This is a genomic window from Kitasatospora sp. NPDC058048 (assembly GCF_042885555.1).
Classification (GTDB): domain Bacteria; phylum Actinomycetota; class Actinomycetes; order Streptomycetales; family Streptomycetaceae; genus Kitasatospora; species Kitasatospora lactacystinica.
The window spans coordinates 24,011-44,332 of sequence record NZ_JBHVRT010000054.1 but is presented as its reverse complement, the minus strand read 5'-3'; the positions used below and the strand labels follow the sequence as shown (position 1 = coordinate 44,332).

Here is a 20,322-nt window from a genome sequence, read left to right as displayed (position 1 = left end):
TCCAGCAGGGTAGCCGCCGGTCGGTCCGTACCGACCCGTAGGCTTTCCCCATGCGCGCTCTCCTGGTCGTGAACCACAAGGCCACCACCACCAGTGGCCGGACCAGGGACGTCCTGATCCACGCCCTGCGCAGCGATCTGAAGCTGGAGGTCGCCGAGACCCAGTACCGGGGCCACGCGCGCGACCTGGCCCGCGGGGCGGCGGAGGACGGCACGGTCGACCTCGTGGTGGCGCTGGGCGGGGACGGCACCGTCAACGAGGTGGTGAACGGGCTGCTGGCGCACGGCCCGGGCGAGAAGGTCCCGCGACTGGCCGTGGTGCCGGGCGGTTCGACCAATGTGTTCGCCCGCGCGCTGGGCCTGCCCAACGATCCGGTCGAGGCGACCGGCGCCCTGCTGGACGCGCTGGAGCACGGCCGGGAGCGGCCGGTCGGGCTGGGCAAGGCGATGACCGACGGTCTGCCGGACCGCTGGTTCACCTTCACCGCCGGCCTCGGCTTCGACGCGGGCGTGGTCGGCCGGGTCGAGGAGCAGCGCCGGGCCGGGCGCAAGTCCACCCACGCCCTGTACGTCGGCCAGGCCCTGCGGCACTACTTCACCCAGCGTGAGCAGCGCCGCTCCGGCCCGATCTCCCTGGAAATGCCGGGCCACGAGCGGGTTCCGGGCCTGGTGCTGTCGATAGTCAGCAACACCTCGCCCTGGACCTTCCTCGGCAACCGGCCGGTCTACCCCTCACCACTCGCCTCCTTCGACACGGATCTGGACGTCTTCGGCATCACCCGGATGACGGCGTTCGGCACGGCTCGAACGGTCCGTCAGATCCTGCGGTCGTACGCGCCTTCGGGTGACGGCGCCCCTCCGATGGGCCCTTCCGGGAAGCACGTCGTCTCCTATCACGACGTCAGACACTTCACCTTGGTTTCGGAGGAACCGGCGCCGTTCCAGGTCGACGGGGACCATCTTGGAGACAGGAGTCGCGTCAGTTTCACAGGCGTACGGCGGGCACTGCGTGTGATTGTGTGACTGGAAGGGGGGTTCCTCCTTCTTCTCGAACGCACAAGCCCCCTTCACTCCATAGAAGTACTGGCTGTGAGCTAGGCGACACCGAAGAATCCAAAATTCCTCCCCGAAGGGGGTTGTATCCGAGCCCGAGGTTTGCGAACCTCTACATGGCGATCGGGACACATCGCAGCGACGGCAACTCCGGAACCACAGGAGCGCCGACCGCGGGGTGTCCCTCGAATCGCCGAATCCCCCCCAGCACAGACCACCCGGGCCCGACGGGCCTTTGGTCTCTTTTGCTGTTGCGGGATTCGTGAAAGCGTTCACATTCACAAGCCATTCGATTGTGCCGATCGGGCCACCCCCCGCGGCAGGAGGAGTTGGACGACCATGGACTGGCGCCACCGCGCTGTCTGCCGCGAAGAGGACCCGGAGCTGTTCTTCCCGATCGGGAACACCGGTCCTGCTCTGCTGCAGATCGAGGAAGCCAAGGCCGTGTGCCGCCGTTGTCCGGTGATGGAGCAGTGCCTCCAGTGGGCGCTCGAGACCGGCCAGGACGCCGGCGTCTGGGGCGGCATGAGCGAGGACGAGCGTCGCGCGATGAAGCGCCGCGCCGCCCGCAACCGGGCCCGCACCGCCTGATCGCGCAGCGATCACACGCCGTAGCACCAGCAGTGACCGCAGTACCGATCGACACATGATCAAAGGCTTCCCTGCACCTCCTGGTGAAGCCTTCCGCACAAAGGACCTTGCCCTGCCGGGTCCCGCGACACCGGACCCGCCCAGACACTTGATACTGTTCACTGAGAGCAATATCGTGGAGCTGTGGCGCTCACCGTGTGCAACGCACCGGCGAGGTGTCGCACCACCCAGAGCCCCCGCTCCGGCCGACTCCCCCCGACGGCCGGAACGGGTTGAGAGGCCCTGTCGACCCACCCCCCCCGGTCGACAGGGCCTCGTTTCTGTTTCCGCACCCGGTCGCGCGCTCTGGTTCCGCACTCCGGAGTGCGGAGCGCGGACCCGGCGCTTGATCCGAGCACGCGCCCCCGCCACACACCTTCGCGCGTGTCCGTACGCCTTCGCGCCACGGATTCCCGGCGGGATCCCGCCGGACCGGGCCACAGCGGACCGGGCCCCGCGGACCGGGCCTCAGCGGACCGGGCCCCGCGGACCGGGCCTCAGCGGACCGGGATCTCCAGGATCACCTTGGTCCCGCCGTCCGGGCCGGCCACCATGTCGAAGGTGCCGCCCAGCTCACCGGTGGCCAGCGTCCGGACGATCTGCAGCCCGAGGTTGCCCGCCGTCTTCGGGTCGAAGCCCTCCGGCATGCCGCGGCCGTCGTCCTGCACCGTGATCAGCAGGTACTCCTCCGGCCGGGCGCCGCCGTTCCAGCTTTCCGACCAGCCCGCGCCGGTCGCCGGCGCGCGCCCGCGCAGGGCACTGACCTCCAGGTTCCCGGAGGCGGTCGGTCCGAACGCGTGTTCCAGGGCGTTCTGGAGCAGCTCGGTCAGCACCATCGACAGCGGGGTGGCCACCTCGGCGGACAGGATGCCGAAGCTGCCGGTGCGCCGGGTCGCCACCCGGCCGTCCTGGGACAGCTCCATCGCCATCGCCAGCACCCGGTCGGCGATCTCGTCGAAGGCCACCTTCTCGTCCAGCGCCTGGGAGAGCGTCTCGTGCACGATCGCGATCGAGCCGACCCGGCGCACCGCCTCGTCCAGTGCGGCCCGGCCGGACTCCGACTCCATCCGGCGGGACTGCAGCCGCAGCAGGGCCGCGACGGTCTGGAGGTTGTTCTTCACCCGGTGGTGGATCTCCCGGATGGTGGCGTCCTTGGTCATCAGCTCGCGGTCGCGGCGGCGCAGCTCGGTGACGTCCCGGCAGAGCACCAGCGAACCGGTCAGGGTGCCCTTGGGCTTGAGCGGGATCGCCCGCAGGGTCACCACTCCCCCCTGCGCCTCCACCTCGGTCTGCCGGGGCGCCCAGCCGCTCGCCAGCTTCACCAGCGCCTCGTGGACGGCCGAGCGGGACGGCGGGGCGAGATCGGCGGTGGCCCGGCCGAGGTGGCTGCCGACCAGGTCGGTGGTGAGGCCGAGGCGGTGGTAGGCGGAGAGGGCGTTGGGGCTGGCGTAGGTGACGATTCCGTCCGCGTCCAGCCGGATCAGGCCGTCGCCGACCCGGGGGGCGGCGTCCATGTCGGCCTGCTCGATGCCGGGGTAGGGGAAGGAGCCGGCCGCGATCATCTGGGCCAGGTCGGAGGCGCTCTGGAGGTAGGTGAGCTCCAGCCGGCTCGGGGTCCGCACGGTCAGCAGGTTGGTGTTGCGCGCGATCACGCCCAGCACCTTGCCCTCGCGCCGGACCGGGATCGACTCGACCCGGACCGGGACCTCCTCGCGCCACTCCGGGTCGCCCTCGCGCACGATCCGGCCCTCGTCGAAGGCGGCGTCCAGCAGCGGACGGCGGCCGCGCGGGACGAGGTGGCCGACCATGTCGTCCTGGTAGGAGGTGGGCCCGGTGTTGGGCCGCATCTGCGCCACCGAGACGTAGCGGATGCCGTCCCAGGTGGGGATCCACAGCACCAGGTCGGCGAAGGAGAGGTCGGAGAGCAGCTGCCACTCCGAGACCAGGTGGTGGAGCCATTCCACATCGGCCCCGGTGAGGGTGGTGTGGCGGCGGACGAGTTCGTTCAGCGAGGGCACATGGCGAGGGTAGCGCCGCTGGTCCGGGCGGGGCGCGGCGGACCGGTGGGCGGGCCCCGCGGGACCCTGCCGCACGTCCTCCTGCGAGCCCTCCCGCGAGCCCTGCCGCACGCCCTTCCGAGCACCCTTCCGGGCACCCTCCGGAGTTGTTTAGACCAATTTTCCGAGAGGCCTGGACAACCGAGATTGGTCTAGTCCACAATGAAAGAGCACCAAGGAGAGGCCCCCGCGCAACTGCCCTGACCGCGCGCGGCCCCTCCTCGGTCGGACGCCGACGATCGAGGACCCCGCACAGTTCTCGACCGGATCCGGTGCCCGACGACAGCTCCGGGCTGCGGTGCCGCATGGGTTGAGGGTCCCGTGTCGGCGCCGTGGCCCGTAGTGTTTTCGGCCCCCTTGAGCCACGTCCGGCCGCTCAGCGATCCGGCCCCGGTCCACAGCCTGTGGACCGGGGCCGGATCGCGTCCGCGGGGCCCTACCTCGTCTCGGTGACCTTCGCCAGGGCGCGCGGGGCGTCCGGGTCCTGGCCGCGGGCGATGGTGACCTCGTAGGCCAGCAGCTGCAGCGGCAGGATCTCCAGGATCGGCTGCACCTCCTCCGGCACGCCGGCCGGCAGCGCGAAGCCCGCCGAGGCGGCCTCCACCTGCGCCTGCTGGCCGATCACCACCAGGTCCGCGCCGCGCCCGCGCAGCCGGTCCAGCACCGGCTGGAGGGCCTCGCCGCCCTTGCCGTCCGGGACGATCGCGATGACCGGCGAGACGTTGTCCACCATGGCCAGCGGGCCGTGCAGCAGGTCGGCTCCGGAGAACGGGGTGGCCGGGATGTAGGTGGTCTCCATCAGCTTGAGCGCCGCCTCGCGGGCGGTCGGGTAGCCGTAGCCGCGCGAGGTGATGACCAGGCGCTGCGCGAAGCGGTAGCGCTCGGCCAGCGCCTTCACCTCCGCCTTGCGGGCCAGCACCCCGGCGGCCAGGTCCGGCAGCTCCTCGGCGGCCGAGCCTCCTCCGGCCCTCGGCCGGGGGTACCCCCACGCCTCCGCGAGGCCCTCGACCAGCAGGTAGAGCGCCAGCAGTTCGGCGGTGTAGGTCTTGGTGGCCGGCAGCGCCTTCTCCGGGCCGGCCAGCACGTCGATGTGGAACTCGGAGACCTCGGCCAGCGGCGAGGCGGCGTTGTTGGTCACCGCGAGCGTGACGGCGCCGGCCTCGCGGGCGGCCTTGGTGGAGGCCACCAGGTCGGGCGAGCCGCCGGACTGGCTGACGGTGACGACCAGGACGTCGGTGAGGTCCGGCTTGGCGCCGTACGCGGTGGTGGTGGACATCGAGGTCAGGCCGGCCGGCTTGCCGAGCAGGATCTCGATCAGGTACTTGGCGTACAGCGCGGCGTTGTCGGACGTGCCGCGCGCGGTGAGCAGGACGAAGCGCGGGTTGCGGGCGGCGATCTGCGCGGCGACCTCGCGGATCTTCGGGGCGCCCTCGTCGAGGATGCGCCGGAGGACGGCCGGCTGCTCGGCCATCTCCGCCGCCATGATCCGGCCGGGGACGGAAACAGTCTGCGGGTCGGACATCTGGGTCTGCCTCCGATGAGACGGTTCGACCCCGTGCGGGCGGCTGCCCGGCGGGGACCTCCACGGCGGCGAGTCCGCACACTCGCTGCGGTCCTTCGTGCGGCAATCCTACGGTCGCGCCTTCCGCCGGGCACCTCCGTCCGCACGCCCGCGCGCACCCGGCGTGCCCCGGCGGCGCACGCCCGCGGCACGCGCCCGCACGGTCGGGAGGGGCGCGTGGCCGCGGGCGCGACGGAAGGTCAGGACGCCTTGTTGATCAGCTGGTCGATCGCGGCGTCGGCCTCCTTGGTGGCCTGGTCCACCGACTTGCCCTTGAGGATCGCGGTCAGCATGTCCGGGATGACCTTCTGCTTCTCGACCGCGGCCCAGCCGGGGGCCAGCGGGGTGAACCAGGCGTCCGGGACGGCGTTGGCCGCGGCGGCAGTGGTCGGCTTGTTCTTCAGCGGGTTCAGCTGGGTCAGGTTGTTCGGCAGGATGTCCTTGTCGGCCAGCGCCTGCTCGGACTTGGTGCTGGTGAACATCCGGATCCAGTCGGTGGCCAGCGCCACCTGCTGGGACTTGGCGGTGACGGCGAGGTCGGAGCCGCCGATGAAGGTCGGCAGCGGCTTGCCGTCGGGGCCGGGCATGGTGGCCACCTTGACGGCGTCCTTGAGGCTCGGGTCGCCGGTGACCGGGGCGGTGACGCTGGCCGCCTCGTAGCCGTTGCCGTAGAAGGACGCGGCGTGCCCGCGGGCCATCGACTCGAACTGGTTCTGCTCGTTCACCGTCAGGTCGCCCTTGTTGTACTTGCGCACCAGGTCGACGAAGTGGCTGACGCCCTGCTGGGACTTGGGGTCGTGCAGGGTGCCGTGCCAGTTGCCGGAGCTGTCGAACTTGGCGATGCTGCCGCCGTACGCGGCCACGTAGCTCATCGCGGCGTACCAGTACGGGCCGGGCAGGTAGAGCGGGGAGTAGGTCTTGTCGGCCTTGTTGCGGTCCGCGACCTTGTCCAGCGCGGCCAGCAGGTCCGCCTCGGTCTTCGGGAAGTCGGCGCTGCCGGTGGCCTGCTGGAAGGCGGCGGAGTTGTAGATGGCGACCCGGGAGCCGGCGTAGTAGGGCACGCACCAGAGCTTGTCCTGGTAGGTGCAGGTGTTGGCGAGCGCCTTGATCCAGCTGTCGGAGTTGTCGAAGGTGCTGCGGTCCACCGGGGCCAGCGCGCCGGAGAGCACGTACTTCATGGTCTCGGTGTTGCCCAGCTCGACCACGTCGGGGGCGCTGCCGTCGGCGATGGCCTTGTCGAGCTTGCCCACCTTGTCGGCCCAGCCCTGGTACACGAGCTTGAGGCTGGCGTTCGGGTACTTCGCCGCGAACTCGTCGTTGACCCGCTGGACCAGGTCCGGCCAGTTCTTCTGGGCGTCGTCCATCAGCCAGACGGTGACGGTGCCCCCGGCGGCCTTCGGGTCCGCGGAGCCGCCCGCGCCGCTGTCGCCCGCCGGCTTCGCGGTCGAGGAACAGGCCGTCAGGCCGACTGCCAGTGCCATGGTCCCGAGCGTCGAGATGAGTTGACGCTTCTTCACGCCGTCCTCCGAGGGTTGTAGAGCCGTCTTGCCCGCCGGCAGCGTGATTGGCGCCCGCGGCGGAGAGTCCGGACAGGGGGCGGCGAAGAGCTTCGGGGTGGGCCGATACCACATCCGGCAAGGTTGAATCTCGAACCGGATGACTGGACTCTGGCCTAGACCATAGGTGGTGTCAACGACCGAAAGCCCTCCTTGGGACGGCCGTTGCAGAGCTGTTGTACCGCGTGGCCGCCAGTTGTCGTTCCGTCACCCTAAGTGGGCCTTAAGGTGGATTTAAGGCCCACTTGAGGGAACACGGTCACTCGACGAACCCGCAGGTCAACGCCGGGGAAACGGAACGGGCCCGCCATGCGACATGCGCATGACGGGCCCGTCGGCCGACGCCCACCGGACACGGCCGGTGACGTCTCGTCGAACGGTTCAGCCGATCGCTCCCGGCTGCCCGGTGAGGACCTCCACGGCCGCCAGTCCGCAGACCCGGGCGGCGCCGTGGGTGGCGATGTGGAGCGCCCCGACCGGCTCGGACTGGGGCAGGCCCATCTCGACCACGGCGGCGTCCGGCCGGGCCGCCACCAGACGGCCCAGCGCCGCGGCCATCCACCCGTGCCGGTGCGCGTCGCGGACCACCAGCACCAGGCGGCGGCCCTCTGCGGCGGCCAGCAGCTCGTCGACCAGCGCGTCCAGCAGCTCCGGCGCGGCGTCGGCCGCCGACACCTCGCGGGTGCGGGTGCCGGGGAAGCGGTCGGCCAGCATGCCCGCCACACCCCACGGGGTGACGTCGCCGACGGCGATGTTCGGCTCGTCCGAGAACGAGGCCACGTACGGGCGCTCGCTCACCGGCGGCACGGTCAGGCCCGGCGCCCGGACCACCCTGAGCGCCCGGCGCGCGGCCCGCAGACCGACCGCCAGGTCCGGCTCGACCCGCTCGCCCTGGGCCGCGATCCGGCCCCAGCTGCCCAGCGCCCGCACCCGCGCGGCCGCGTCCGCCAGCCGCTCCTCGGCGAGCCGGCCGGAGCGCACGCCCGCCACGATGGCGTCGCGCAGCATCAGCACGGTCTCCTCGTCGGCGAGCCCGCCGCCGACGCAGATCGCGTCCGCGCCGGCCGCCAGGGCCAGCACGGTGCCCTCGCCCATCCCGAAGGTGTCGGCGATGGCGCCCATCTCGATCGCGTCGCTGACGATCAGGCCCTGGTAGCCGAGGCCGCCGTCGGCCGGGGCCGCGCGCAGCAGGTCGCGCAGCACGGCCGGGCTCAGGGTGGCGGGCAGCTTCGGGTCCAGCGCCGGGATCATGATGTGGGCGGTCATCACGGCCTTGGTGCCGGCCGCGATCGCCGCCTGGAACGGGATCAGGTCACGGGCCCGCAGCACGTCCAGGTCGACGTCGATGACGGGCAGCCCGTGGTGCGAGTCCACCGCGGTGTCGCCGTGGCCGGGGAAGTGCTTGGAGCAGGCGGCCACGCCGGCCGACTGCAGGCCCTCCACCCAGGCGGCGGTGTGCCGGGCGCACAGCTCGGGGTCGGCGCCGAAGGAGCGGACGCCGATGACCGGGTTGCGCGGGTTGGAGTTGACGTCCGCGGTGGGCGCCCAGTTGTAGTTGACGCCGGCCGCGGCCAGCGCCCGGCCCAGCTCGCGGGCGACGTCCCGGGTCAGCGCCGGGTCGTCGATCGCGCCGAGCGCGAGGTTGCCGGGCCAGGACGAGCCGGAGCCCGCCTCCAGCCGGGTGACGTCGCCGCTCTCCTCGTCGATGGCGATCAGCAGGTCGGGGTTCTCGGCGCGCAGCGCACCGGTGAGCGCGGACAGCTGGTCGAGGTCGACCACGTTGCGGTCGAACAGCGCGACCGAGCCGAGGCCCGCGGCGAGGTGGCGGCGCAGCCACTCCGGCGGCTCGGTGCCGACGAAGCCGGGCTGGAGGACGGTCAGGGCGTCACGGTGCAGCTGGTCGCTGTCCGGCACGGTGGGAACGAGGATGCTCACGTTGACTCAGCCCTTCACTGCGCCGTCGGTCAGTCCGTTGACCGCCTTGCGCTGCAGGAAGATGAACAGGATCAGGATCGGCACGGCGAAGAGGGTGGACGCGGCCATGGTCGCGCCCCAGTCGGTGCCGAACGCGGTCTGGAACGAGGAGAGCCAGACCGGGAGGGTCTGCGCCGTCTCGTTCTTGTTCAACATGTTGACCAGCGGGAACTCGTTCCACGCGGTGATGAAGCCGAACAGCGAGGTCGACATCAGGCCGGGGGCGAGCAGCGGGAAGATCACCTTCACGAAGGCCTGGGTGCGGGTGCAGCCGTCCACCATGGCCGACTCCTCCAGCTCCTTGGGCACGGCGGCGATGAAGCCGCGCAGCGTCCAGATCGTGAAGGGCAGCACCATCATCAGGTAGAAGGCGGTCAGCGGCACCAGGCTGTTGAGCATCTCGCTGTCGCGGACGATCAGGTAGGCCGCGATGATCATGACCTCCCAGGGCGCCATCTGGGCGGCCATCACGACCAGGACGAAGCCCTTGCGGCCGCGGAAGCGCATCCGGGCGATCGCGAAGGCGGCCAGGGTGGCGATCACCAGCGAGCCGAGCACCGCGCCGACGGTGACGATCAGGCTGTTGCCGACGTACGTCCAGAAGTTCGGGACGTGCACGGCCCGGTCGAAGTGCTCGAACGTGCCGTTCAGCGGCAGGAAGACGGGGTCCCGGCTGACGATGTCCTTGTTCTGCTTGAACGCGGTCGAGAACATCCAGTAGACGGGGAAGATGAAGAAGACGAAGAGGACGACCGCGATCAGGTTCGGCCAGGTGCGTCCGATGAGCGAGCGCCTCACAGCTCGTCCTCCTGCTTGAGAATGATGCGGAAGTAGTAGGCCATCAGCGCGCCCAGCATCACGATGGTGAGCACCGCGATCGCGGAGCCGACACCGAAGTGCTGCGACCCGATGCCTTCGAGGAAGGCGTGCACCGGCAGGGTGCGAGTCAGGCCGTCCGGTCCGCCCTTGTTGATCAGGTAGACCTGGGTGAAGGCCTTGAACACCCAGATGACCTCCAGGAAGGTCGTGGCCAGGAGGAAGGGCTTCATGATCGGGAAGATCACCGAGCTCCAGATCTTGCCCGAGCCGGCGCCGTCCATGCGGGCGGCCTCGTAGAGCTCCTTGGGGATCGTGGTCAGGCCCGCGTACATGTTGAACGCCACGAACGGGACCGACTGCCACACGATCAGCAGGATGATCACGAAGAAGGTGGAGTACTGGCCGCTGGTCCAGTTGAAGTGGGCCATGGCGTGCCAGCCCAGCTTGTCCAGGAACCAGTTGACGACACCGAAGTTCTGGTCGAAGAGCCAGGTGTAGACGGTGGTCGCGGCGACCACCGGCATCGCCCAGGCCAGCAGCAGGCCGACCGAGAGCAGCAGCCGCATCCGCTTGCCGAGGGTGTTGAGCAGCAGGCCGACCAGCGTGCCGAACACCATGATCAGCACGACGTTGACCACCGTGAAGACCACCGTGCGCAGGGTGATCGCCCAGAACTCCGAACTACCCAGCTGATCGGTGTAGTTGGAGAAGCCCGTCCACTCGGTCAGGTGCTGGATGAACTGCCGCCTGTTGAGGTTCTGGGCCGAGACCACCACCGTCTCGATCAGCGGCCAGACCAGCAGGACGAGGGTCGCCGCGATGGCCGGCAGCAGCAGGAGGTAGGGGGCGAACCTGGAGGCCGCACTGGGCCCGTCCGACGGTCTGCCGCTCCTCCTCGGGGTGCGCTCGGCACCGGGGGTGGTGGACTTGTCTGTCGACGCCACCACGGAATTCGTTGGTTCCGGGGACTGTGTCTGCACCCGTTCCGACTGCGCAGCCATCGTTCTCTCTTCCTTGCAAACCCGACCACGACGGAAGGCGTCGCTCACCGACCCCCCGCCGGGAGCCGGTGAGCGACGCCGCTCGACTGCCTTACTGCTTCTGGTTGAGACGCTTCGCGATCTCGTCGTCGGCCTTCTTGGCCGCGGCGGCGTAGTCGCCGTTCAGCGCCGAGGTCAGGAAGTCCTTGATCGGGTTCGGCTCGTTCTCGACGTTGGTCCAGGTCGGAACGTTCGGGGTGGTCGCACCGTTGAGCGAGGCCGGCAGGGCGGCCTTGGCGAAGTCGCCGGTGACCTTGCTGTTGAGCGCGACCTTGTTCGGGATGAGACCCGAGGAGGCGATCAGGCCCTCGTTCTTGTCGTTCATGGCGATCTTCAGGAAGCCCTTGGCGAGCTCCGGGTTCTTGCTCTGCTGGGCGATCGCCAGGTTCGAGCCGCCGAGGAAGACGCTGGAGGGCTTGTCCGCGGTCGCGCCGGGGAGCGGGAAGTAGCCGATCTTGTCGGCGGCCAGCTCCTCGGGCTTCGGGACCTCCCAGCCGAGACCGATGATGGTGCCGATGTCACCCTTGGCGAAGACGTCCTTCTGCTGCGGGGTGGCCTCGTCCTTGTCCTTCGGCGCGGTGGTCGAGTGGCTCTGCAGCTTCTTGTAGGTGTCGAAGGCCTTCTGGGCCTCGGGGCTCGACAGGCCGCCGACCCACTTGTCGCCGTCCTTCTTGGCGAGCTTGCCGCCCTCGCTGGTCAGCAGGCCGAAGTAGGCGTACCACTCCTGGCCGGGCATGTAGAGGGCGTCGGTGACGCCCGGGACGGCCTTGACCTTGTCCAGGTCGGTGTAGAACTCGTCCAGGGTCTTCGGCGGGGTGGTGATGCCGGCCTTGGTCCAGATGTCCTTGTTGTAGGTCACCACGCGGTTGGTGAAGTACCACGGGGCGGCGTACTGCTTGCCGTCGATGATCGAGGACTCGTTCAGGTTGGCGGCCCAGTCGGCGCCACCCAGGTCGGCCTTGTCCTTGGTGATGTCGAGCAGACCACCGGTGGCCGCGTAACCCGCGGTCTGGGTGTTGCCGATCTCCAGGACGTCCACCGAACCCTCGGAGAGGGCGGCGGTGACCTTCTGGCCGATGCCGTTCCACTTCTGGGTCTGGATGTCGAGCTTGGCACCCGGGTAGGCGGCGGCGAAGTCGGCCTTGACGCTGTCCTCCCAGCCCTTGGGGGCCGAGCCGTCCATCAGCCACACGGTCAGGGTCTTGCCGTCGTAGTTCTTGGCCGCCGCGGACGAGCCGCCCTCGGTCTTCTTGCCGTCCGAGCTGCAAGCCGCCAGGCCGACGACCATTGCTGCGACGCCGACCGCCGCGATGAGCTGACGCTTCACGCCATCCTCCTGAGGGATGCCTGGGTTGCCCCCGTCGGGCGGCAGCGGCAGACCCACACAAAGCGGGGGGAAAGGTGCCGCGGACCCCATCGAACGGGTGGGGGGATTCATAGTTACCGGTCTAGTGGTGTAGACCAGCTGCCTGGAGCTTGGCCTAGACCAATGGGCCTGTCAACGGCTGTTCGACCGATCTCGACCACCCGTTATCAAGCCGACACCGCACATCGTTCATCGCGTGATGAGGTATTCGTTCCGTAGCCATACATGCAACGATGTGAGCCGTTAACGATGTGGCGGGGTCGCTGGAGGCCTCGCGAGAAGCGGGAGAACAGGTCCGATGAGCAGCGACGGGGGATCCACCGCCCAGGTCAACGACCCCGAGGTGAACAACCTCCCGACGCAGGCCGGCACCGACCCGACCGCGCGCGTCCCCAAGTACTACGGCCTGAAGCGGCACCTGCTGCAGCTCACCGAGACCCAGCCCGCCGGCACCCCGGTGCCGCCCGAGCGCGCGCTGGCCGCCCAGTTCGACACCTCGCGCACCACCGTGCGCCAGGCCCTCCAGGAGCTGGTCGTCGAGGGCCGGCTGGAGCGCATCCAGGGCAAGGGCACCTTCGTCGCCAAGCCCAAGGTCGCCCAGGCCCTCCAGCTCACCTCCTACACCGAGGACATGCGGGCGCAGGGCCTGGAGCCCGCCTCCCGGCTGATCGAGATCGGCTACATCACCGCCGACGACCGGCTCGCCCCGCTGCTCGACATCAAGCCCGGCGGCCGGGTGCTGCGGATCGAGCGCCTGCGGCTGGCCAACGGCGATCCGATGGCCATCGAGGTCGCCCACCTGTCCGCCAAGCGCTTCCCGGCCCTGCGCCGCAACCTGGCCAAGCACAACTCGCTGTACGCGGCGCTGCGCGAGGTGTACGGGGTCACCGTGGCCGAGGCCGAGGAGACCATCGAGACCACCCTGGCCAACCCCCGCGAGGCCGGCCTGCTCGGCTCCGACCTCGGTCTGCCGATGCTCCAGCTGTCCCGGCACTCCTTCGACGCCGAGGGCGATCCGGTCGAGTGGGTCCGCTCGATCTACCGCGGCGACCGCTACAAGTTCATCACCCGGCTGAAGCGTCCGGAGTAGCCGGAGCATCCGGGCCGGCCGCAGCGCCCGGAACAGCCGCACTCCCCCGCCGCACCTCGGGCGCCGGCGCGCAAGACCCGCGCGCCGGCGCCTTTCGCGTTCCGCACCCGCATGTACGGTGACAGCGCCTCACGTCCCGTCGCAGCGTCTTTCCCGGCCACCGCTCCCCGGCCACCGCCCCCGGCCACCGCCCCCGGCCACCGCCCCCGGCCGCAGCGTGCCCGCCCGCACCTTCCCCGGACCGCCTCGACCGCTCGCCCGCCGGCCGCCGGCCGCGGCAGCGCGTTTCCGTCGCCCGGCGGTGAACAATCGGTCGGTTGCGTCCGACTGGCGGGAAGTTACGTCAATTCCGGTGACATGGATCACTCCATGCTCTAGATTGCGCAGCCGTACTGACCTGACTGCCGATCACCGATGGTGCTGCTCGGCGGGCCCGTGCGGCGCTCGGCGCCGACCGGGCTGCGGCGCCGACGGGGAACCCTCCGGAGCGGAGCCGAAGATGCCGTCTGATCCCCTCACCCTCGAAGATGTCATGCCCGAGCCAGCCGGGAGGCCCGTCCCGGCCGTGACGCCCGAGCGGGTGCTGGCCGGCCTCGCCCTGCTGGTGCCGATCGTCGCGATGCTCTGGGTGTCCTCGTACAACAAGAGCGAACCGGCGGTGGCCGGGGTGCCCTTCTTCTACTGGTACCAGCTGCTCTGGGTGCCGGTGTCGGCCGTGTTCACGGTCGCCGCCTACCTGCTGATCACCCGGGACGAGAAGGCCCGCAAGGCGGCCCGGACGGGCGGTGCGCGATGAAGGACGTCAACGTGCCGGCCCTCGTGGTCTTCGTGCTGTTCTTCGCCCTGGTCACCGTGATGGGCTTCCTCGCCTCGCGCTGGCGCCGCGCCGACAACGCCGCACACCTGGACGAGTGGGGCCTGGGCGGGCGCAGCTTCGGGACCTGGGTGACCTGGTTCCTGCTCGGCGGCGACCTCTACACCGCGTACACCTTCGTCGCCGTCCCCGCGGCGGTGTACGCCACCGGCGCGGCGGGCTTCTTCGCGGTGCCGTACACGATCGTCGCCTACCCGCTGGTCTTCCTCTTCCTGCCCCGGCTCTGGTCGGTCTCCCGGGTGCACGGCTACGTGACCCCGGCCGACTTCGTGCGCGGCCGGTACGGCTCGCGGCCGCTGTCGCTGGTCGTCGCGCTGACCGGGATCCTGGCCACCATGCCGTACATCGCCCTGCAACTCGTCGGCATCCAGGCCGTGCTGGACGTGCTGGGGGTCGGCGGCGGGGAGAACGCCAACTGGTTCGTCAAGGACCTGCCGCTGTTCATCGCCTTCGGCGTGCTGGCCGCCTACACCTACTCCTCCGGCCTGCGCGCCCCGGCGCTGATCGCCTTCGTCAAGGACGCCCTCGTCTACATCGTGATCATCGTCGCGGTGATCTACATCCCGATCCGGCTCGGCGGCTACGGGCACATCTTCGACGCCGCCGCGCACAAGTTCAGCGCGCCGGGCGCCAAGGGATCGCTGACCGTCCCGCACGGCAGCCAGTGGACGTACGCCACGCTGGCCCTCGGCTCGGCGATGGCGCTGTTCATGTACCCGCACTCGGTCACCGGCGTGCTGGCCTCCAAGTCCCGCGGCACCGTGCGCCGCAACATGGCGATCATGCCCGCGTACTCGCTGATGCTGGGCCTGCTGGCGCTGCTCGGGTTCATGGCGATCGCGGCAGGCGTGGGCAAGGGCGTCAAGGGCTACAACGCCCAGCTCTCGGTGCCGCAGCTGTTCGCGGACATGTTCCCGGACTGGTTCACCGGCGTGGCCTTCGCCGCGATCGGCATCGGCGCGCTGGTGCCGGCCGCCATCATGTCCATCGCAGCGGCCAACCTGTTCACCCGCAACGTCTACAAGGACTGGCTCAAGCCCTCCGCCACCCCCGCCGACGAGACCCGGATCGCCAAGCTGGTCTCGCTGCTGGTGAAGGTCGGCGCCCTGGCCTTCGTGCTCGGCATGGACAAGCAGGCCGCGATCAACCTCCAGCTGCTGGGCGGCCTGTGGATCCTGCAGACCTTCGTGGCGATCGTCGGCGGCCTGTTCACCCGCTGGTTCCACCACTGGGCGCTGTTCGCCGGCTGGGCGGCCGGCATGGTGTACGGCACCTGGAAGGCGTACGGGATCGCCAGCCCGGCCACCAAGCACTTCGGCGGCAGCGCGGCCGGGATCCCCGGCATCGGCGAGATCGGCTACATCGGCCTGACCGCCTTCGCGCTCAACCTGATCGTCGCGGTGGCGCTCACCCTGGTGCTGCGGGCGCTCAAGGCCCCGGAGCTCCCGGACGAGACCAGGCCGTCCGACTACAGCGCCGAAGCCGGTGACGAAGAGCTGAAGAACGCGCCGGAGCCTGTAGCGGCGCACTGATTCGCGCGGTACGCGCCCTGTGATCGCGCCGCCTTCTCCGTGAACACTGGAGAAGGCGGCGCGATCATATGTATGAACAGGCGTGCACGCCGGGCACCACCAGACCGGACCGGCATCCGGCCGGAACCTGATCGACCACGGGGAGCTCGCGGCCATGGCAGAACTCGGCACCACCCTCAACGGCCAGCACCAGTCCACCCAGAGCCAGCACCACCACGCCACCACCCAGGGCCAGCACGGCGCCGCCCAGGGTCAGCGCGGTGCCGCCCACGGCCAGCACCCCGGCGGGCAGGAGCAGCACCCCGGCGGCCACGAACAGCACGGCAGCACCCACCGCCCGGCCGCCGCCGGCCGGCTGCCGTCCCTGCTGATCGCCACCCGGCACGGGGAGTCCACCGCCAACGTCGAGTTCCAGCTGGCCGAGGCCGCCGGAGCGCTCAGCGTCCCGATCAGCTGCCGCGACGCCGACATCCCGCTGTCGCTGCACGGCCGGCAGCAGGCCCAGGCGCTCGGCCACTGGTGGGCCGGCCTGCCCAGCGCGGACCGCCCGCGCAGCGTCTGGTGCTCCCCGTACGTGCGCACCGCCGAGACCGCCCGGATCGCGCTCGCCCAGGCCGCCGGGCTCGGCGCCGTCCCGGTCACCCTGGCCGTCCGGTACGACGAACGGCTGCGCGACCGGGAGCTCGGCATCCTGGAGATGCTGCCGAAGGCCGCGATCGAGGCCAAGCACCCGGAGGAGGCGGCCCGGCGGCGCAAGATGGGCGAGCTGTACTACCGCCCGCCGGGCGGCGAGTCCTGGGCCGACGTCGCGCTGCGGGTGCGCAGCCTGCTGCGGGACCTCTGCGAGGAGGAGGCCGGGCGGCCCGTCCTGCTGGTCGCGCACGACTGCACGGTGCTGATGCTCCGCTACGCGCTGGACCGGCTCACCGAGGAGCAGCTCACCGCGCTCGGACCGGTGCACAACTGCTCCACCAGCCTGTGGCGGGCCCAGGACGGGCGGCTGCGGCCGGACGGCTGGAACGGGGTCGGGCACCTGGTGCCCGGCGGGGACTGACGCCCCCTCGGCCCGCCCGGGAGTCCCCTCGGCCCGCCCGGGGCTCCGGTCAGCCCGCCCGGGGCTCCGGCTCGGCGAAGCAGCGCCGGTAGGCCAGCGGCGTGGTGCCCAGCCGGCGGCCGAAGTGGTGCCGCAGGGCGGCCGCGTTGCCGAAGCCGCAGCGGGCGGCGATCGCGTCCACCGGCTCGGTGGTGGACTCCAGCAGCCGCTGGGCGAGCAGCACCCGCTGCCCGACCAGCCAGCGGTGCGGGGTGGTGCCGGTCTCCTGCTGGAAGCGGCGGGCGAAGGTGCGCGGCGACATGTGCGCCCGGGCGGCCAGCTGCTCGACGGTGGCCTCCTCCGCCAGGTGGTGGCGCATCCAGTCCAGCAGCGGGGCCAGCGAGGCGTCGGCGGCCTCGGGCAGCGGGCGGTTCACGAACTGGGCCTGCCCGCCCTCCCGGTGCGGGGCCACCACCATCCGGCGGGCGATCTCCCGGGCCACCTCGGCACCCTGCACCTTGCGCACCAGGTGCAGGCAGGCGTCGATGCCGGCTGCCGTCCCGGCGGAGGTGATCACCGGGTCGTCGTCCACGTACAGCACGTCCGGCTCGACCGTGGTCAGCGGGAAGCGCTCGGCCAGCGCCGCGCTGTGCCGCCAGTGCGTGGCGGCACGACGGCCGTCCAGCAGCCCGGCGGCGCCCAGCACGAAGGCACCGCTGCAGATGGACAGCACCCGGCCGCCGCCCTCGACCACCCCGCGCAGCGCCGCCAGCAGCGGCTCCGGGTAGTCGCGGCGGATGCTCGCCGCGGTGACCACGGCGAGGTCCGCCCCGGCGAGGCGCTCCGGGCCGTACGGGACGTCCACCGCGAAGCCGGAGTGGGTGGCGTGCGGCCCCGGACGGGCCCCGGCGATCGCGAAGTCGTAGCCCGGCAGCCCGTCGGCGGTGCGGTCCAGGCCGAACACCTCGCAGGCCACGCCCAGTTCGAAGGGGTGGACCTCCTCCAGCACCACCGCGACCACGTTCTTCAGCATGCCCACCAGGATGCCCCCGGTGCCCGCCCCGGCGGAAGGAACGGAACGGCAGGAGGATGGCAGGATTTCGAGGTGATCGGTCGTTCCTGCCACTCGTGACCGCGGCGCCGCCCGGCCACAGTGGTGCCCATGGACAGCGACACCCTCATCGGCGCACTCGCCATGACCGCGGCCGTCGGCGGTTTCGGCCTGCTCGGCCTCCTGATCGGCCGCGAGACCTCCCGCGGCCCGGCGGCCGGCCGCGACAACTACCACCGCCCGGGCGGCTACCCGGCCGACCCGGCCCGGCCCGAGCGGCTGTACGGCACCGCCGGCCCGGTCCCGTCGACCGGTTCGACCCCGGAGGACCGCCCCGACCAGGGCTCCGGCACACTGGCCCGATGGACTTCCTCATCCGCCAGGCCCTCCCCGAGGACCTCACCGACGCCGGCCGGATCACCGTCGAGGCCTTCGTCGGCGACGGCTTCACCAACCCCACGAGCACCTACGTCGAGCTGCTGGGCGACGCCGGGCGACGGGCCCGGGAGGCCGAACTCCTGGTCGCCGTCGACGCGGCCGGAGCCGGGGTCCTCGGCTGCGTGACCTTCGCCGTCGGCGGCACCGAGTGGGCGGACATCGCCTCCCCCCGGGAGGGCGAGATACGGATGCTGGCCACCGCCGGCGCCGCCCGGGGCCGGGGCGTCGGCGAGGCCCTGGTCCGCGCCTCCGTCGCCCGCAGCCGCGACCTCGGTCTGGCCGGTATGGCCTTCTCCACCCGCCCGGAGATGACCACCGCCCACCGCCTCTACGAGCGGGTCGGCTTCCGCCGCACCCCCGAGCGCGACTGGGCCCCGTACCCGGGGATGGACCTGATGGTCTACACGATGGCGTTCTGACGGCGGGCCCGGGCGCCCGTCACGGCTTCTTGTCGTACCCGGGCGCCACGTAGACGGTGTACCGGCCGTGCTTCCCGCTCGTCACCACGGTGACCACCCGGTACCCGGAGGCCTTCAGGGTGGGCTGGATCGCCTTGTCGATGGCCCCGGTCTGGGTGAAGTCCAGGACCACGACCTTCCACTCGTGGGCCTGGATGCCGGCCTGGATCGCGGGCACCCCGTTCTGCATCTCACCGGTGGCCGGGTCCCGGCGGAAGACGGCCACCAGGTCGTGCCACTGCTGCCAGGTGGTCTGCTTGCGCAGGTAGTACGCGGGGACGTTGTAGTTCTCGACCAGGTACCGGTCGTCGCCCTTGACGATGTACGGCTCCAGGGCGGCGACGAACTCCTTCGAGTTCGACCACTCGCCGTACATCTCCCGGCCCTGGGCCGCGCCCACCCAGGCGAGCGGGCCGACCACCAGGGTGGCGGCCGCCACCCCGGCCACCAGGTGCAGACGGCCCTTCAGCCACAGCACCGCACGGGCCAGGACCAGGCCCACCACGATGCAGGAGAACCAGGCGCCGAAGTCGACGTGCTTCTGCAGCGACAGCCAGGTGTGGATGCGGATCTGGTTCACCGGCGCCATCAGCCCGGCCAGCAGCAGCAACAGCGCCAGCCAGAACTCGGGCCAGGCCGCGCCGCCGCGCCGCCGCCGCGCCCGCACCAGTTGCACCAGCACCCCGGCCAGCGCGACCACCAGCAGCGGGCCCACCCAGCGGGCGGCCTCCGAGGCCACGTAGGAGTACGAGTCGTGGCCCGGGGCGCGCTTGAGGGTGGTGTGGTTGAAGCCGTTGACGTACTTCTCGCCGGCCGCCAGCGCCGCCGCGCCGACCGCCACCACGAAGGTGAGCAGCACCAGCAGTCCGCGCCGCCAGGCCTCCCAGCTGCGCAGCGACCCGCGCGGCCCGGCCAGCACCGCGATGCCGCACACCACCGGCACCCACAGCAGCGCGGCGTACTTGGTGGCGCCGGCCAGGGCAAGCAGCAGCCCGGAGGCGACCAGGCTCGGGTACCCGCCGCCCGTGGTCAGCCGCACCGCGAAGTACCCGGCCCAGGCGAGGACCGCCAGCGCCATCGCGTCGTAGGTGGCCAGGCCGCCGAGGAACTGGGTGGGGCCGAGCGCGACGAAGGCCGCCGCCGCGCAGAACGCCGCGAGCGAGCCGTGCAGCCGCCGGGTGGCCAGGTGGACGGCCGTGGTGGCGGAGAGCATGAACGCCAGGCTCAGCAGCCGGGCGCCGTTCAGCCCGCCGACGAAGTCCGCGACGGCCACCACCACCGGGTAGATCAGCGGGGAGCCGGAGAAGAAGGTCTCGTACGTCGACACCGGGGTTCCGTGCCGCAGGTGCGCGATCTCCTGGTAGCCCGCGTAGATGTAGGTGCCCTCGTCGATGAAGGCGGTGTTGCTGAGGATCAGGTGGTACGAGAGCGCCGCCTGCACCAGCAGCACGGCCAGCAGCGGCAGCCAGTCCGCCCGCAGCACCGGCCGGGCCGGGTGCGGCACCCGGGGCGGCCCGGGCCTGCGGCGGCGCCGGTCGGCCGGGGAGGCCGGTACCGGCCCGGGGGCCGTCCGGCCGCGCTCGCCGAGGGCCACCCCGCCCGGCCGGGCTCCGCCGAGGACGGGCTTGCGGGTGGACTCGGGCCGGATCCAGCGGCCGTCCGCGCTCATCAGTACTGCTCCTCATCTGGGACTTCGCATCCGGACGCGCCGTGGAGCGCGCGCCCCTGGGCGCGCTTCGGCCGCCGCCCCACACTGCCGGGGGCGGCGGCCGGACGTTCACGAGGGCCGGT

The 20,322-nt window shown here is 71.3% G+C and carries 16 protein-coding genes; 7 read left to right on the top strand and 9 right to left on the bottom strand.

The window, feature by feature from the left end; genetic code table 11:
- Window positions 1-50 precede the first annotated feature (50 nt).
- Both ACFVVA_RS37625 and ACFVVA_RS37620 read left to right on the top strand, forming a co-directional pair.
- Window positions 51-1,022 (top strand): diacylglycerol/lipid kinase family protein, encoded by a 972-nt coding sequence (locus tag ACFVVA_RS37625; protein ID WP_387695205.1) that lies wholly within the window; start codon window positions 51-53, stop codon window positions 1,020-1,022.
- Between the two features lie 369 nt (window positions 1,023-1,391).
- Window positions 1,392-1,643: a WhiB family transcriptional regulator gene (locus ACFVVA_RS37620; protein ID WP_014138019.1), complete on the top strand. Its 252-nt coding sequence runs from the start codon at window positions 1,392-1,394 to the stop codon at window positions 1,641-1,643.
- A gap of 536 nt (window positions 1,644-2,179) precedes the next feature.
- Here the strand turns inward: ACFVVA_RS37620 and ACFVVA_RS37615 are convergent.
- From ACFVVA_RS37615 to ACFVVA_RS37585, 7 genes are all read right to left on the bottom strand, one after another.
- Entirely contained in the window at window positions 2,180-3,700 is a 1,521-nt protein-coding gene (locus ACFVVA_RS37615) for a sensor histidine kinase (protein ID WP_387695204.1), read from the bottom strand.
- A gap of 475 nt (window positions 3,701-4,175) precedes the next feature.
- Window positions 4,176-5,261, bottom strand: a complete 1,086-nt coding sequence (locus ACFVVA_RS37610; RefSeq protein ID WP_387695203.1) for an SIS domain-containing protein — start codon at window positions 5,259-5,261, stop codon at window positions 4,176-4,178.
- 239 nt (window positions 5,262-5,500) lie between these two features.
- Window positions 5,501-6,781, bottom strand: coding sequence for an extracellular solute-binding protein (locus tag ACFVVA_RS37605; protein WP_387695202.1), 1,281 nt, complete (start codon window positions 6,779-6,781; stop codon window positions 5,501-5,503).
- A 456-nt stretch (window positions 6,782-7,237) separates the two neighbouring features.
- Entirely contained in the window at window positions 7,238-8,791 is a 1,554-nt protein-coding gene (locus ACFVVA_RS37600; RefSeq protein ID WP_387695201.1) for a glycoside hydrolase family 3 protein, read from the bottom strand.
- Between the two features lie 6 nt (window positions 8,792-8,797).
- A complete protein-coding gene (locus tag ACFVVA_RS37595) occupies window positions 8,798-9,628 on the bottom strand; it encodes a carbohydrate ABC transporter permease (protein WP_387695200.1) in 831 nt (276 codons plus the stop codon).
- Entirely contained in the window at window positions 9,625-10,650 is a 1,026-nt protein-coding gene (locus ACFVVA_RS37590; protein WP_387695199.1) for a carbohydrate ABC transporter permease, read from the bottom strand. The genes ACFVVA_RS37595 and ACFVVA_RS37590 overlap by 4 nt, the downstream gene beginning before the upstream one ends.
- 91 nt (window positions 10,651-10,741) lie before the next feature.
- Window positions 10,742-12,016, bottom strand: coding sequence for an extracellular solute-binding protein (locus ACFVVA_RS37585; protein WP_380548227.1), 1,275 nt, complete (start codon window positions 12,014-12,016; stop codon window positions 10,742-10,744).
- Between the two features lie 337 nt (window positions 12,017-12,353).
- Here ACFVVA_RS37585 and ACFVVA_RS37580 point away from each other — a divergent pair, with 337 nt between their 5' ends.
- The 4 genes from ACFVVA_RS37580 to ACFVVA_RS37565 all read left to right on the top strand — a co-directional run bounded on the left by ACFVVA_RS37580 (window position 12,354) and on the right by ACFVVA_RS37565 (window position 16,605).
- Complete coding sequence (locus tag ACFVVA_RS37580) at window positions 12,354-13,145, top strand: GntR family transcriptional regulator (protein ID WP_355261095.1); 792 nt, start codon at window positions 12,354-12,356, stop codon at window positions 13,143-13,145.
- 532 nt (window positions 13,146-13,677) lie between these two features.
- Entirely contained in the window at window positions 13,678-13,941 is a 264-nt protein-coding gene (locus tag ACFVVA_RS37575) for a DUF3311 domain-containing protein (RefSeq protein WP_387695198.1), read from the top strand.
- Complete coding sequence (gene mctP / locus ACFVVA_RS37570; RefSeq protein WP_387695197.1) at window positions 13,938-15,551, top strand: monocarboxylate uptake permease MctP; 1,614 nt, start codon at window positions 13,938-13,940, stop codon at window positions 15,549-15,551. Before ACFVVA_RS37575 ends, mctP begins: the two co-directional genes overlap by 4 nt.
- A gap of 154 nt (window positions 15,552-15,705) precedes the next feature.
- A complete protein-coding gene (locus tag ACFVVA_RS37565; RefSeq protein WP_387695196.1) occupies window positions 15,706-16,605 on the top strand; it encodes a histidine phosphatase family protein in 900 nt (299 codons plus the stop codon).
- 49 nt (window positions 16,606-16,654) lie between these two features.
- Here ACFVVA_RS37565 and ACFVVA_RS37560 read toward each other — a convergent pair whose 3' ends face one another.
- The gene (locus ACFVVA_RS37560; protein ID WP_387695195.1) at window positions 16,655-17,617 is read right to left on the bottom strand and encodes a helix-turn-helix domain-containing protein; all 963 of its coding nucleotides are present in this window, start codon (window positions 17,615-17,617) and stop codon (window positions 16,655-16,657) included.
- 380 nt (window positions 17,618-17,997) lie between these two features.
- On the opposite strand from ACFVVA_RS37560, the gene ACFVVA_RS37555 reads away from it, so the two are divergent.
- Window positions 17,998-18,492, top strand: a complete 495-nt coding sequence (locus ACFVVA_RS37555; protein WP_387695194.1) for a GNAT family N-acetyltransferase — start codon at window positions 17,998-18,000, stop codon at window positions 18,490-18,492.
- A gap of 19 nt (window positions 18,493-18,511) precedes the next feature.
- On the opposite strand, the gene ACFVVA_RS37550 is transcribed toward ACFVVA_RS37555, so the two are convergent.
- Complete coding sequence (locus ACFVVA_RS37550) at window positions 18,512-20,200, bottom strand: ArnT family glycosyltransferase (protein WP_387695193.1); 1,689 nt, start codon at window positions 20,198-20,200, stop codon at window positions 18,512-18,514.
- Between the last annotated feature and the right edge of the window lie 122 nt (window positions 20,201-20,322).